Origin of the sequence: Streptomyces sp. A5-4 (assembly GCF_051131715.1) — a bacterium.
Classification (GTDB): Bacteria; Actinomycetota; Actinomycetes; order Streptomycetales; family Streptomycetaceae; genus Streptomyces.
The window spans coordinates 8,386,881-8,400,980 of sequence record NZ_CP178591.1 but is presented as its reverse complement, the minus strand read 5'-3'; the positions used below and the strand labels follow the sequence as shown (position 1 = coordinate 8,400,980).

Below are 14,100 nucleotides of genomic sequence, written 5' to 3'. Positions count from 1 at the left end.
GCAGCGGCAATCTACTTCCCGACGGCCGACGAGGTGCGGTACAGGCTCCGCAGCTCCTCTTCCAGTGCCTTGACCTCGTCCAGCCGGGCCCGGCTTTTTGGCGCAAACAAGCCGTCCTGCTCCCAGCGTTCCGGGTCCAGACTCACCGCCGAGACATTGAGCCAGCCACGGGAGCGGATCTCCTCCAGGCGCTCGGGCAGGGCGTCCTCAAGGGCAAGGTAGAAGATGACGTGAGCCAGCTCCTCAATGCGGTCCAAGCCGTCGCGCACGCTCGTGAGGACTGCGCCGAAGGCGGGTGTCTCGGAGCCGGGCAGGTTCTGAGTGAAGAGGCGGGCGAGCGTCGGCAGGTCGTCGTAGTAGTCGATGTAGTCAAAGTCGAAGACCCCGCGGTAGCTGCGCGCCCAGGCCTGGAACAGATTCATGATGGTGCCCTGCGTCGACACCGCGTGCGCGCCCAGGGAGCTGAGCGTCGTGCTCGCCGACTCGTCCAGGTAGGTCTTCCCGTAGAACTGCGGGTCGGAGAACGACCACCCGACGTAGTAGTCCCAGATCGTCTTCAACGACATGATCACGGCGTTGTCGTGGAAGGCGTATGAGCCCTGGATGTTCAGGGTGAGTCCCTCGGCCAGCGAGAGGAACCACCGGTTGGCGTAGCGCACGAAACCCTCGTCGAAGGTCTCCGCGTGGTCCCGGCCGATCATCTCGGTCACGAAGCTGTTCGCATAGCCGATCAGGTTCGACCCGACCGAGTAGTAGGGATCGGCGAAAACCCCGGCGTCCCCGACGCACGCCCAACGGTCGTGCGAGAAGACCTGCTGCGAGGAGTGGCTGTAGTTCTTCAGGACGCGGAAGTCGAGGACCGGCAGCTCGCGGATGGCGGGGTCGAAGCCCGGCACGCGCTCGACCACGAAGTCGATGGCCTTCTCGATCCGGTTGAACTTGGTGACCGGGTGGAGATCGTCGGACACAACGATGCCGACGCTGGTGTGGTCGGGGGCCAGCGGGATGGCCCACACCCAACCGCCCTCGAACATGAAGTGGTTGGTGGAGTGCCAGCGCGACTCATGTATGCGGTCGTGCCAGTCGGTCCGGCCGGCATCGACTGCCTTGTCGGTGTCGAGTCGGCCCTCGAGCCGGAACCACACGGAGTTGTGCGGCTTGGGATACCGCTTGGCGAGGCCGAGTTTGCGCTGCAGCAGCCGGTGGCGGCCGGTGGCGTCGACAACCCAGCGACAAGTGACGGTGGTCTCCTGGCTGCCTTCCTCGTCGGACTGGTACGTCACCCGGTGCGCGGCGTCCTGCTCCCCGAGGTCGATGTCGAGCACCTTGACGCCCTGCGTCAGCACGGCCCCGGTGCCCTCCACCACCACACGCAGATGCTCCTCCATGGAGCCCCTGGCGAGCTGGTAGGACTTCGCCGGGAGGAAGCGGTTGACACCGAACTCGGCCTCCTCGTGGAGGCCGGAGCCGCCGCCGCCGTAGAAGTATCGGAGGCCGAGCTTCTCCAGGTGTTTCTCTTCGAGGTAGTCGCGCAGACCGATGGTCTCGGCGAAGTAGTGCGCGCCCACCTCGACGGTCGACTCGCCGACCTTGAACGCGGACAGCGGGATCGGTGAACGCTCACGCTCGCAGACGAGAATGGAGAGCGACGGGTGCTCATCCTTGAGTTGCTTGGCCAGGCAGAGCCCGGCCAGGCCGCCGCCCGCGATGACCACGTCGTAGTCGACACCGGCGAACATGGAATCAGTACCGCTTTGCCTACTCAAGATGTACCCGCCTTGTCGTTCTGTCGGTTCTCTATGATTCGGGCCAAGCTGCGGATGGTCCGGCCCGTGTAGGCGGCCGAGTTGTCCAACTGAACCCCGAGCCGCTCCTCCACGCCGGAGACGAGATCCATCACACTGAGGGAGTCTCCGCCAAGGTCGAAGAAGTCGTCGTCCAGGCCGATACTCAGTGGCGCGAAAAGCTTCTGCCAGATCTCCAGGAGCACGGCCTCGACCTCCGTCGCCGGCTCCGGTGCGGGGCCGCCCTGACCGGTGGTGTCCGCGTACAGGGCCGCCAGGGCCGCTTCGTCGACCTTGCCGTGGCCGGTGAGGGGCACCGAGTCGATCGGGATGATGGCTGACGGGACCATGTACTCCGGCAGGTTGTCCTGCGCGAGCGCGTGGAGCCGGTCGACGTCCTGGGCGGCGGGCCCCAGGACGAAGGCGATCAGCAGGGGCGTCGCGGAGTCCGTGTCCCGGCGCAGAAGATGGACGTGGCCGACCGCGTGGTCCTTCGCCAGGATCTCGGCCACGTGACCCAGCTCGACCCGACGGCCCCGGATCTTCACCTGCCCGTCCCTGCGCTCGATGAACTGGAGATTCCCGTCCTCGCACAGCCGGACGATGTCCCCGGTCCGGTAGACCCGCTTTCCGGCGGCCGGTGGCACACGCGGGGTGAAGAATCGCTCCGCGGTCAGCTCAGGATTGCCCAGGTAGCCCCGGGCGAGTCCGGCCCCGGCCAGGAAGAGCTCGCCGGTTCCGCCCGGTTCGACGGGCGCGCCCTCCTCATCCAGGACGAACGCCTCGGTGTGGGCGATCGGCTTGCCGATGAGCACGCTCGTATCGGTGGCGGCCAGCGGGTGGACGGTGGAACAGACCGCGTTCTCGGAGGGTCCGTATTCGTTGAACAACCGCACCTCCGGGAGGTGGCGGAAATGCTCACGGGTCAGACTCGACGTGAACCACTCGCCTGCGATCGTGACACTGCGCAGAGATTTCGTCGTCCGGGGATCAATACTGCCGAGAAGGCGCTTGTACAGCGCGGGGGTGACAAGGAAATGGGAGACGTTCCGCTGCTTCATCAGGCCGGTGAGGTAATGACGGTCGGTGATCCGGTCCCGATGGGGCAGGAGCAACCGCACACCGGATGTGAGGGCGCAGAAGGTGTCCGCGACGGAGCTGTCGAACGACGGTCGCGGAATTGCCAGCGTCACATCGTCAGGGCCGAATCCGTAATAGGAATTGCGCCATTTCACCGTATTGACGATGGCGTGGTGCTCGACCGCTATCCCCTTGGGAGTCCCCGACGTGCCCGAGGTGTAGATCACGTAGGCGAGGTCGGACGCCGTCGACGCCGGCTCGGGGTCGGAGTCCGGGGTGTCGAGGGCGGCGCCCATGACGTCCAGCACGAAGAGGTCCCCGTCGAAGAAGGCCGCTCCGGCCGCCGCCGACGACTCGATCACCATCGCCCTGGGCGCCACGTCCTCGACGATTCGGTGCGTCACGCCGGGCGGGTTGTCCGGGTCCAGGGGGACGTAGGCACCGCCGGCCTTGAGGACGGCCAGCATGGCGGTGATCACATGCGCGGGGTGCCGTACCAGGATCACCACCCGATCGTCCGGACGGACCCCGCTGGTGTCCCGCAGGTGGTGTGCCAGCCTGTTGGCCCTGCGATTGAGTTCGGCGTAGCTTATGCATTCGCCTTCGAATTCCAGGGCGATATTTCCCGGCACCCTTCGGGCGCACTCCTCGAAAAGGAGGTGAAGGGTCCTCGGATCGTCATTGCTCATCGACAAACGCTCCCCCTGTGGCACTATCCTGAATTCTCGGCTCCGGCAGCCTAACCGTTACCGATCGGGCGATCAAGAGGGCTTTCCCCGGTTCTGCAGGGCAATTTCGGGAAGTGAATCCGGTCGCGGCCGGAGTCATGACAAGGAAAAGTCTGAAAATGTCCGCCGGTGACGTCGAGGCCCATTATCTCCACCTGACCCGAGCCCGAAAACACTTGACCGGCGCTGCTCTCTAAACCTCAAGAGCGCGCACGAGTGCGCCGATTGTCGCGGCAGTCGAGGTCTGCGGGAAGAAGTGCCCGCCCGGTACCGGCACGACCTCGACGGGCCCCGCGCACAGCCTCCGCCAGGTCAAGGCTCCTTCCTCGGTCAGCACGGAATCCTCGTCCCCGTACATGACCGTGACCGGTGCGGTGATCTGCGGCCCGCCGGCCGGGGGCCGGTAGGCCGCGTGCGCGGTGAAGTCCGCGCGAAGCACCGGGAAGAGCCACTCGCGGAAGCCGGGTCGGGCGAGTCCGGCCGGGTTCGCGCCGAGCCGTTTCCAGAGCAGCTCGATCTCGTGATCGTCCCTGGGGGGATGCAACGTGGTCTCCCCCGGGGCGGCTGCCGCCAGCACCACCAGACGCGCCGGCGGGCGCCCTGCCGCGGTCAGCCGGTGCGTCAGTTCGTAGGCCAGGCTGGCGCCGAAGCTGTGCCCGACCACGACCAGCGGATCCGGGAGCGCGAGCACGTCCGGCAGCACGTCCGCCATAAACTCGGCCACCGATCCCAGAGGTGCCTCTTGCCCGCGCTCCTCACGTCCGGGCGCCACCTGGGCGTAAAGATCGAGCCGGTCGGGGAGCAGCCGCCGCCAGGGCGCGAAGCCGGTCGCCCCTCCTCCCGCATGCGGAAAGCAGACCAGGGTGGCGTGCGGGGTGTCGTCCGCGCCCGGCCTCGGCGGACCGAAGCGGCGCAGTGGCGCGGTGCCGCGCCCGGCGTTGCTCTGCATGTGCACACCACCCAAGAAGACCTACGGCGAGTACGGCAGGGAAGGCGTTCCGGTCGCTGCCTATAGCTCGGTCGGGCCGAGGGTGGACCAAGTGCGCTCGGCCTGATCACGGAGGAGTTCGGCGCCGATGCCGCGTTGGGCGCTGAGCTCGGTGAGCACAGCCGCCTGTTTCACCGGCTCGGCCTCGGGGTCGTAGTCGGAGCCGGTCAGGTGCTTGAGCCAGGGTTCGAGACCCATGGCGTAGGCATAGACATGTTGTGCGTTCAGCTGTTGGGCCAGCTGGTCGGCCTGGGCCGCGTTGCTGCCCTTGAGGCGTCGGCCCGCGTTGTGGTCGCGCGGGAGTTTGGATTCCAATAGCGGCCCGTAGAGCCAGTTGAGGGGGGCTCCGACGCATTCGAGGCCGATGAAGAGGGCATCGAGAGGGGTCGTGGTGAGGTGCGGAATGTTGCTGTAGAGCGCGGGTTCGAGAGGGGTGATGTCGGTGGCGAAAAGGAAGGTACGGCCGCCGGATTTGACCAGGGGGACCATTTTGGTGCGGATGTCGAGGTCGGCGTGTTCGCCCAGGAAGGGGAGGGCCGTGATCTCTACGTGGTCGTTGATGCGGTGGGTTTCGAGCTCGGACAGTTCCTGAACGTGAGGAAAGCCGAGAGCGTGCAGCATCGTCTTGAGGCTGGGGTCGGGCAGGGAACCGCCGGAGGCGCGGGGGACGAGGATCGCGCCTATCCGGGTGCGGAGTTGGAGGAGGGTTTCGAGGGAGAAGTGGTCGGAGTGAAAGTGGCTGATGACGACGGCGTCGATGTGCGCGGGGAGGTCGTCGAAGGTGAAGTGCTGGTGGCCGTCGTCGGTGTACCCGATGAGCGGGTCGAGGAGGACGGAGGTGGTGCTGGTCTCGATGAGCACGGTTGCGTGGTTGAAGTAACGCACCCGTACCTCTCCGGGTGGGGGCGGGGTGTGGGGCGCCGGCGGAGTGTCATGGAAGAGCGCGGCGAAATTCAAGGTATCGGCGTCGGGGATGCCAAGGCGTTCGGCGAGTTGGGGGACATCGACGGGGGTGGTACGGGCGGTGAACAGCTCGTCCCACAAAGGTGAGTCGAAGGGCAGGTTGATGTCGAGCCGCTCGGGGGTGGGCAGCACGGGGCTGCTGTACACGAAGGGCTGCGGGACTGGTGCCGGGCTGAGAGAAACGCACTGACCATGGCGTTCGTATGCCATGGAGGTGTACATGAGTGGTTCAAAAAATCGGAAGGAGGGGCGGTGCGCGGTGTCGTAGACGAGCTCGACACGTCCGCGAAGGGCTTCGGGCACCTGGGGGTAGAGGGGTTCCATGGGCCCGCCGAGGGCGCTCTCACGCAGAAGTGTGCGGAGTTGGTCGATGTCTTCGGCGAGTTGAAGTTTGGCCTGACCGTCCTTGGCCATGGTGTCGCGGACGGCTTGGACGTCCTCGTGACTGGCGCCTTGGGGGTCCAGGAAGGGAGCGCCGTAGCGGTGGGGGTCCGCGGTGACCGATTCGTGGATGTGAGGAGCCTTCAAATAACTGTCCACGATGGGAAGAAGGCGGTCTCGCAGATTGAGAGCGCCGGTGTGTGGTGCCAGTAGGTAGGGCCATGCGTACCAACGGTGCAGCAGCGGCTGCGCAACCACGGAAGGGCGAAGGTAGAGCTTCTGGTCTGCCGGCACGGTACTTCCCTCACTGGTCGAGGACGTCGCGGGTAGAGGCTCCTGGCACGAGCAGTGTGTGCGCGTGAAGAGCAGTCACAAGGCGTAGGGGTGTCCGGCCTTGGGCCTGGAGAAGATGTTCGGGCCACCGTTGTTCCGCGGTGGTCATGCCGTCCGTGTGTGTGTCTGAGGTGGTTGAGTCAGCCCCCTGACCTTTCGGCGAGCTCTCGGCGCGTTTCATGTCTATCACAGTCGGCTGATCATGAATCGGGCAATTTTGGCCGACCAGTTGGGTACTGATCGTGCCCGATGATGCATCTCTAACTTCGATCCCCCGAGTGGTTCAAGGCGAGTCTCCAGTGAGATGGATTACATAGAGCCCGGTCGCGTGACCGTGCTTCACTGAGCTCTTCCAACTCCCGCCCGGGCATACACCGCCCCTTCGAAAATTCATTGTTTCTCCACTAGCGATGGGTAGTCACATGCCGTATATGGCAAAGGTGTCGGTGTGGAGGACTTACAGCGGATGTGGGCGATGTAGGCGCGCCGCTCGAAGTGCCGAACCGGCCAGACACATTGAAACGTGACGGCCGGTTTTCGCCCCCATGACGTTGCGCACCTGAACGCGGCGTGTCGGCAGCGCTCAAAGCACTGCCGACACATCGCAGAACTCAGACATCGAGCAGGGTCGCCGGTCGGGGGACCGTGGGCACAGCTCGCTGGTCCGGCCCGTCGTGGAAACCACGGGGCGGACAAGTGTGCGGACAAGTGTGGTGTGGCGAGTTGTTGTGTGCTGGGGGCGGCCCAGCCGGTGAAGCGGCTCATCACAATGGTGGGCGTACAGCTGAGGGCGTTCGCTCGTCCCCGTCAGCGGTGGGTGAACTCCGGCGGTCGCTTGCCGACGAAGGCATCCATGCCCTCCTTCTGGTCCGTGGTCGCGAACACCACGTGGAAGAGGCGCCGTTCGAAGCGGACCCCTTTGGCGAGGGTTGTCTCAAAGGCGCGGGAGACCGCTTCCTTCGCCATCATCGCGACGGGCAGGGACATGCCCGCGACGGTCTCGGCGGTAGCGAGTGCCTCGCCGAGGACTGAGTCGGTGGGCACCACCCGGGAGACGAGCCCTGCCCGCTCCGCTTCAGTGGCGTCCATGGTGCGGCCGCTCAGGCACATCTCCATGGCCTTGGCCTTGCCGACCACGCGGGTGAGCCGCTGTGAGCCGCCGATGCCCGGGATGACACCCAGCTTGATCTCGGGCTGTCCGAACACCGCGGTGTCGGCGGTTCCTTGAACTCGTCGTAAAGGGACTCGGCGATGGTGGCGACGGTGCCCAGGCCGATCAGGTCCGCGAGGGGTGGGACAGACCCCCCGTCGGCCCCACGCCCCGTTCACACACCGCGCGCCGGGCGGACCGGTCTCATGTCACGTTCCGAAATGTGAACACTGGCGTACGAGAAGTCCCCGGACGGCACTTCGTGGAGGCCGGCGGCGGCCAGTTGCTACGACCATGTGCTGGACACCAGCGTGATGGTCGGTGCGATCCCCGCCCGGCACCGCCCGGCACCGTGCGGCCGTCGAGGACGACGGGTCATCGTCGAGGTCGACGGCGTCCGGGTCGCGCAGGGGCCGCAGCCCCTGGACCGGCTGGGAGGCGGTGAAGCTGTAGCGGCCCAGGACATTCAGATTCTTGTGCTTGAGCGGGGAGAGCCGCGCCACGTCCTCGCCCCTGATCTCGTGCCCCTCGGCGCGGAGCTGGGCGACGGCGGCGTCGATGTAGCGCGTCGTCCACAGGACCACGGCGTTCAGAACGAGACCCAGCGAGCCCAACTGATCTTCCATCCCGTCCCGGTATGCCTGGTGGATGGTGCCCTTCTTGCCGTGGCAGATGTCGCGAGCGAGCTTGTGGCGGGGCTCCTGGACGGTGAGCTGCTTGTGCATCTGGCGCCGGTACGTGTCGTCCATGGGGTCGACGACGGCGAGCAGGTGCAGGGTCTTGGCGATCCGCCCGTACTCGGCGAACGCCTGCCCCAGCGGCGTCGGGTGGCCCTCACGCCCGGACATCCGCAGCAGGTCGTAGGCGCGGACCTGGTTGGTGACCAGGGAGCCGGCCACCCGCAGCATGTCCGGCCAGTTGGTGATCACCTTCTTCATGTTCACCCTGTTCCGCGCGATCGCCTCCAGCGGCCCGTCCCCGCCAGGCGGCTCGGCGCCGGGCATCTGGGCCGTCCAGAACCGTTGGTCTTGAAGGTCCTTGAAGCGCGGGGAGAAGCGGTAGCCGAGCATCTTGAGGATGCCGAAGACCGTGTCGGAGTTTATGTGGACAAGTCGAGGGCCCTCTCCATCCTTGGGGCGAGTCTCCACCGATGCCTTGAGAAGAGCCACGTAGACGGCTTGCATCTCCTGCGTGCGTCGCCGGGCGTCCTGTACCTCGTCAAGGTCCTGGGCAGCCAGTTGGTCGGCGGCTGTGTTCGGGTGCAGGGTGCTGGTGAGCCGTTGGACCGCTCACTGGAATCTCCGGGCGTGCTCGAAGATCTCCCAGAACCCGGCGTCTCCGTCCCACCCCCGTTCGGCAGAGAAGCCTTTGGCTGAACGTGATGAGGGTGGGGTGCGATTCTGCGCTTCCCGTCCGGTTGTGGCCGGTGGTCGCCACCATGTGGAGATGCAGTTGGTTGAGGCGCGGAGGCACCCGTGCGGCAGGAAGGGGAGCCGGAGGACCTGATCGAGGTCAGGACGCTTCTTGAGGACGAGGTTGTGCGGCTCCGGAACAAGACCGGGGCGAACCGGCTGGGCTTCACCCTGTTGCTGAAGTCTTCGAGGTCGAGGTGCGGTTCCCTGAGAGCGCGGGAGAAGTCCCGTGCCTGCGGTGGCGTACGTGGCCCACCAGGTGGAGGTACCGGCCGAGGAGTGGGCCGCGTACGACTGGCGGGGCCGGGCGATCACCCGGCACCGCACGGAGATCCGTACGGCTTTCGGTTTCGGGCAGGTACCGAAGGGGAGCAGGAGCGGCTGGCGGAGTGGCTTGCCGCGGGGCCGTGCCCGGGGGAGCTCTCTCGCGAGTGGCAGGGCACGCGGGTCACGGCCGTGGTGATCTTCCACCTGGAGGTCATGCAGCGCGTTGAGAGCGGCCAAAGGGCGCTGTTGGATCAGGGCGAGCCTCTGGCTCAGCAGGTCGTCCATCGCGTCGCGGATGTGCGCCGGCCGCCAACCACGCTAACCCGCACTGTGCGGCGACAGCCGCTGTGTGATGCGGTCGAACAGCTCCGTCAGCGGCTCGCCGATGTCCTGGCCGAACTCGGTCAGCCCGTAAGTGACCTGGGGCGGTGTCGTCGGCTCGACCTTCCGCCAGACCAGGCCGTCCTGAACCAGCGCGCGCAGAGTCTGGGCGAGCATCTTCTCGCTGACGCCCTGGATGCTCTCGCGCAGCTCGTAGAACCGGAGGCTGTTGTTCCGCAAGGAGATCAGCACCCAGACGCCCCACCTGCTGGTCACATGGTCGACCACGTCGCGCGCGGGGCAGCCGGTGTGAAACACGTCATACCGCTCCCCCGCCTCGGCCTGTCTGTCCTGCACGCTTCCCGCCATGTCATGAGCTTACCTCGGGGTATGTCCTTACCAAAAGTTAGTCCGCGCTCTTAACGTGCGGGCCACAGAGAACATCTGACAAGGAGCCAATTATGATCGTTGTGACCGGAGCTACCGGAAATATCGGCCGGCCGTTGACGCAGGCACTGGCCGAGGCGGGCCACCAGGTGACGGCTGTGTCACGGCACACGGCGGCGGTGCCGAACGGCGTCCGCCACATGGTGGCCGACCTGGCCGCCCCGGCCAGCCTCAAGCCCGCGCTGGCCGGGGCGAAGGCGCTTTTCCTGCTGCTGTCCGGCGACCTGCACGCCGCTGGAGCCAACCCTGGCGACATCATCGGCCAAGCTGCGGCCGGCGGAGTCCGCCGGATCGTCCTGCTCTCCACCCTGGGCGTGGTGACCAGGCCCTCCGGCCAAACGCGGATCGCGATGCGCGCCCTGGAGGACATGCTGCGGGAGTCCGGCCTGGAGTGGACCATCCTGCGGCCGGGCGGCTTCGCCTCCAACGCCCTGTGGTGGGCCGAATCCGTCCGCACGCAACAAGTCGTCGCCGCGCCCTTCGGTGACGTCGGGGTGCCGATCATCGACCCGGCGGACATCGCCGCGGTCGCGGCGGCCTGCCTGCTGGATGACCGGCACACCGGCGGCGTCTACGAGCTGACCGGCCCCCAGGTGATCACTCCGCGTCAGCAGGCGGAGGCCATCGCCGCCGCGCTGGGCTCACCAGTGCGTTTTCACGAACTCACCCGCGACGAGGCCAGGACCGGCATGACCCAGAGCATGCCGGCGGAGCTCGCCGACGACACGCTGGACATCCTTGGTTCCCCGAGCCCGGCCGAGCTGCGCGTCAGCCCGGACGTCCAGCGGATCCTCGGCCACGCCCCGCACCCCTTCGCCGACTGGGCCGCCCGCAATGTCGCCGCGTTCCGCTGAGACTGGTCAGCGCCGCTGGAACTGCTTTCGGACTCGGCGATCCGCTGCTGCCAGTGGAGAAACCTGACCCGAGGTTGACGCTGACAGGGTCCCCTGCCGGGCAGGGCCCGACGCTGCGGCCGCAGTGAATCGCCGCGCGGCCAACCCGTTGACCCTACGAACGTAGGAACACTCCGATCAGCCGCGCCTGTCGTCGAACGATCGAATGACGACAGGCGCGGCCGACGTCCAATGAGCCCGAATTGGCGAACCTGGCCTACAAGCGGGTCTCGACCGACCAGCAGTCCACCGCCCGGCAGGACCTCGTCTTTGCCGAGACCCGGACCGAGGAACCGGTCGTCTTCGAGGAGTCCCCGGGCACCTACAGCCGCCTCCACCCCTTCCAGCGACCGGAGTTCGGCGAACTGCTCGCCTACGCGCGGCCGGGCGACACCGTGCACATCTCCGCGATGTTCCCCCTCGTGCGCGGCGCCGGGCACATCCTCGACGTGCTCGACGTCCTACACCGAGACCGTCTCTGCGGGATCCCTTACGAGGTACTGAGCACCCCTTGTCGAACGTCGCGCCCGCGCTCACCACAGCCGCCGCCGGGCCGTCGGCCCAGGACTTCATGGCCGGAGCCGTGCCCCTGGGATCGGCCGACGAGCTGCGGGGCATCCTCGGCGCGCCCCACCCCATCGTCATCGACAAGGTCCACGACCGGCTCATCGAGGACGACTTGGACCTGCTGGCCCGGTCCCCCTTCTGCGCCCTGTCCACTTCCGACGCGGCCGGCAACTGCGACGTCTCCCCGCGTGGTGACGGCCCCGGCTTCACCCACGTCCTGGACTCGCGCACCCTCGCCCTGCCCGATCGCCAGGGCAACCGGCGCTGCGACAGCTTCCACAGCATCCTGTCCAACCCGCACGTTGGCCTGCTCTACCTGATACCCGGCGTGATGGACGACCTTCGCGTCAACGGCCGCGCCCGTGTCTATACAGACGCCCCGTTCTTCGACGCGATGACGGTCAAGGGGCGGCGCCCGGAGCTCGCCCTGGTCGGCGCCGGCCGCACCCAGCGCGCAGCCGACGACCAGCCCCGCGGCGAGCCGCGGCAGACGGGAGGACACCAGCACGGCGTCCGCCTGATCCATCCCGTCGTTGTCGGTCCACAGGGTGGCGACGACCCGCCAGATGGTGTGCAGCCCGACGGTCGCCGTGCCCTGGCTGATGTGCACGACCACGAGGGCGAGCAGGGCGAGGAGCGCCCCGAGCGCGATGAGGGGAAGAGAGCCGCGTCGGGCCGGCCGGCCGGCCGCGACGGCGGGCGATGCCACCGTCGGGCCGGCCGAGGACCCTGGTTCGGCCTTTGTCGTAGGGGTGTTCACGTTCACTTGGTCAGTGCGTCCACAAGAGCGTCGACGTACTGCGTCAGCGACGCCGTGCCGCCGAACATCCAGATGCCGTCCGGGAGCCGGTGGGCGTCACCCTTCTTCACGAAGGGCAGCGACTTCCACACCGCGTTGTCCTTGAGCCCGTCGGCGAACGGGTTCCCGCCGTCTGCGTTGTTGGCGATGTACACGAACTGGGAGTCGCCGACCTTGGTGAGTCCCTCGACGTCCGTGGCTGCCAGGCCGTAGGTCTTGTCGCCCTTCATGGACCACGGACTGACCAGGCCGAGCTCGGTGTTGATGTCGGTGAGCAGCGAGCCCTTCACGTACGGGCGGACCGAGACCTGGCTGCCTTCCTTCCAGCCGTCGGCGAAGGCGACCTTCTCGCCCGCGAGGCCGGCCTTGGCGAGTTCCTTCTTGCCGTCGGCGAGCTTCTTGTGGAAGGCCGCGATCTGGGTCTTGGCCTTGTTCTCGGTTCCGGTGGCCTTGGCGAGGATGTTCACGGTGTCGGTCATCTGGTCGATCTGGCGGCTCGCGTCCGCCGCCTGGATCACAACCAGGGGTGCCAACTTGGAGAGTTGCTTGATGGCGGAGGCCTGCAGGTCGGTCGTCGCGACGATGAGGTCGGGCTTCGGTCAGCGGCGATCACGGGCCATGCCCAGCGCTTGGTCGTCATGGAGATTCAGGGCCTTTCGAGCCGAATGTGATGCTTCCCCATCGCGCGGGTGCGGGGGGTGCCCGTAGAGGGGTCGGGTTCGACCTCGATACGGATGCCATAGGTGTCGGTCAGCAGCTCGGGGTCGTAGACCTGGGCGGGGGTTCCCGCGGCGGCGACATGCCCCTCGGAGAGCAGTACGACCTGGTCCGCCACTGCGGCTGCCTGGTCCAGGTCGTGCAGAACGACCCCGATGGTCACGCCGTGCGTGTCGGCGAGGTCTCGGACGAGATCCAGGATTTCCACCTGGTAGCGCAGGTCCAGATACGTCGTCGGTTCGTCGAGGAGCAGCACTTCGGTGTCCTGTGCCAGGCAGCAGGCGAACCAGACGCGTTGCATTGGCCGCCGGAGAGGCTTTCGACGCCCCGGTCGGCGAGCTCGGTGACGTCCGTGACGGCCAGCGCGTGCTCGACCAGCCGCGCACCTTCGGAGTCGGTGCCCCGCAACCGGCTGCGGTACGGGTGTCGTCCGAAGCCCACCACTTCGCGGACACTGAGGCCGGCCGGAGTGGCGCGGCTCTGTGCGAGCAAGGTGATGCGCCGGGCGAAATCGATGCGCGAGAGCGCGAGAGCGTCGACGGAGTCGTCACCTTCGGCGCATACGGTCACGCTGCCGCTGCGTGCTCGGTGCAGGCGTGCGATGGCACGCAACAGGGTCGACTTCCCGCTGCCGTTCGGGCCGATCAGAGCGGTGACCTGTCCCCGCGGCAGACGGAGGTCCGCGGTGTGCACGACATCGACGCCGTCGTAGGCGACCGTGATGCCCGTGGCGTCGAGCCCGGACGGCACGTCGATGTCCGGGGCAGTGCCGCCGGGGGCGGCCACGGCGCGGCGGCGCGGCGGGGAGTCTTCTCGGTCGAGTGCAGTCACGATCACTCAAACGGAATCCAACCGCCTGACTGTCCGAGGGCGCGACGCACAGAAAGGCGGACACCTCCCGCCCGTGGCGGGAGGCTTGAGACAAGAATTCGGCCGGGAGAGTCGGGCCGACCGCCGCCAGGTTGTGGCGGCGACCGCTGGCGCGAGGATGCGAGACCGCGCGCTGCACCCTCAGACACTCACGGTCGGCTGCCGCTACCGGTACGGGCCGACCCACCCCACGGCCCGGACGCGCTCCAGCCGCTGGAGGCCCGGTGGCACTGGGGGCGCACGACCGTACAGAACGGCTCGCCCGGCCGCGCGACCGCTACCGACCGGGGAGCCTCGTACGCGCATCGCCACCGGCCCCGACCGCTACTCGATCCGCGTCCCACACGGCCGTTGCCGTCCCTTGAGCCACCTCGGCACGGCAGTCCTGATCACCTAGACT

7 protein-coding genes and 6 pseudogenes are annotated in these 14,100 nt (G+C 67.3%); 4 read left to right on the top strand and 9 right to left on the bottom strand.

The genetic code is table 11. The features are described from left to right. Window positions 1-11: 11 nt before the first annotated feature. From ACLLJJ_RS39245 to ACLLJJ_RS39220, 6 genes and pseudogenes are all read right to left on the bottom strand, one after another. On the bottom strand, window positions 12-1,766 hold the full coding sequence (locus tag ACLLJJ_RS39245) for an NAD(P)/FAD-dependent oxidoreductase (RefSeq protein WP_434599528.1): 1,755 nt from the start codon (window positions 1,764-1,766) through the stop codon (window positions 12-14). Beyond that, entirely contained in the window at window positions 1,763-3,553 is a 1,791-nt protein-coding gene (locus tag ACLLJJ_RS39240) for a non-ribosomal peptide synthetase (protein WP_434599527.1), read from the bottom strand. Before ACLLJJ_RS39240 ends, ACLLJJ_RS39245 begins: the two co-directional genes overlap by 4 nt. A gap of 232 nt (window positions 3,554-3,785) precedes the next feature. Continuing rightward, window positions 3,786-4,541, bottom strand: coding sequence for a thioesterase II family protein (locus tag ACLLJJ_RS39235; RefSeq protein WP_434599526.1), 756 nt, complete (start codon window positions 4,539-4,541; stop codon window positions 3,786-3,788). Window positions 4,542-4,601: 60 nt separating this feature from the next. Continuing rightward, window positions 4,602-6,218 carry an MBL fold metallo-hydrolase gene (locus ACLLJJ_RS39230; protein ID WP_434599525.1) on the bottom strand — a complete coding sequence of 539 codons (1,617 nt, stop codon included), beginning with the start codon at window positions 6,216-6,218 and terminating at the stop codon, window positions 4,602-4,604. Between the two features lie 846 nt (window positions 6,219-7,064). Next, window positions 7,065-7,475, bottom strand: a pseudogene (locus ACLLJJ_RS39225) (enoyl-CoA hydratase-related protein); the annotation flags it as partial. A 312-nt stretch (window positions 7,476-7,787) separates the two neighbouring features. After that, window positions 7,788-8,504, bottom strand: a pseudogene (locus ACLLJJ_RS39220) (Tn3 family transposase); the annotation flags it as partial. Between the two features lie 544 nt (window positions 8,505-9,048). Here ACLLJJ_RS39220 and ACLLJJ_RS39215 point away from each other — a divergent pair. Next, the gene (locus ACLLJJ_RS39215; RefSeq protein ID WP_434599524.1) at window positions 9,049-9,282 is read left to right on the top strand and encodes a DUF4158 domain-containing protein; all 234 of its coding nucleotides are present in this window, start codon (window positions 9,049-9,051) and stop codon (window positions 9,280-9,282) included. A gap of 122 nt (window positions 9,283-9,404) precedes the next feature. On the opposite strand, the gene ACLLJJ_RS39210 is transcribed toward ACLLJJ_RS39215, so the two are convergent. Next, entirely contained in the window at window positions 9,405-9,776 is a 372-nt protein-coding gene (locus ACLLJJ_RS39210; RefSeq protein WP_434599523.1) for a winged helix-turn-helix transcriptional regulator, read from the bottom strand. A gap of 92 nt (window positions 9,777-9,868) precedes the next feature. Between ACLLJJ_RS39210 and ACLLJJ_RS39205 the strand changes: the two genes are divergently transcribed. The 3 genes and pseudogenes from ACLLJJ_RS39205 to ACLLJJ_RS39195 all read left to right on the top strand — a co-directional run. Then, window positions 9,869-10,708: an SDR family oxidoreductase gene (locus ACLLJJ_RS39205; protein ID WP_434599522.1), complete on the top strand. Its 840-nt coding sequence runs from the start codon at window positions 9,869-9,871 to the stop codon at window positions 10,706-10,708. Window positions 10,709-10,950: 242 nt separating this feature from the next. Next, window positions 10,951-11,226, top strand: a pseudogene (locus ACLLJJ_RS39200) (recombinase family protein); the annotation flags it as partial. 92 nt (window positions 11,227-11,318) lie between these two features. After that, window positions 11,319-11,747 (top strand): annotated as a pseudogene (locus tag ACLLJJ_RS39195) (pyridoxamine 5'-phosphate oxidase family protein); the annotation flags it as partial. A 329-nt stretch (window positions 11,748-12,076) separates the two neighbouring features. Here ACLLJJ_RS39195 and ACLLJJ_RS39190 read toward each other — a convergent pair. After that, window positions 12,077-12,709, bottom strand: a pseudogene (locus tag ACLLJJ_RS39190) (ABC transporter substrate-binding protein); the annotation flags it as partial. A 50-nt stretch (window positions 12,710-12,759) separates the two neighbouring features. Then, window positions 12,760-13,553: pseudogene (locus ACLLJJ_RS39185) on the bottom strand (ABC transporter ATP-binding protein). Between the last annotated feature and the right edge of the window lie 547 nt (window positions 13,554-14,100).

Bases quoted from the DNA above. Each gene is read 5' to 3' on its own strand.
- ACLLJJ_RS39240 (WP_434599527.1), bottom strand. From the start codon at position 3,553: ATGAGCAATGACGATCCGAGGACCCTTCACCTCCTTTTCGAGGAGTGC.
- ACLLJJ_RS39235 (WP_434599526.1), bottom strand. From the start codon at position 4,541: ATGCAGAGCAACGCCGGGCGCGGCACCGCGCCACTGCGCCGCTTCGGT.
- ACLLJJ_RS39210 (WP_434599523.1), bottom strand. From the start codon at position 9,776: ATGGCGGGAAGCGTGCAGGACAGACAGGCCGAGGCGGGGGAGCGGTAT.
- ACLLJJ_RS39205 (WP_434599522.1), top strand. From the start codon at position 9,869: ATGATCGTTGTGACCGGAGCTACCGGAAATATCGGCCGGCCGTTGACG.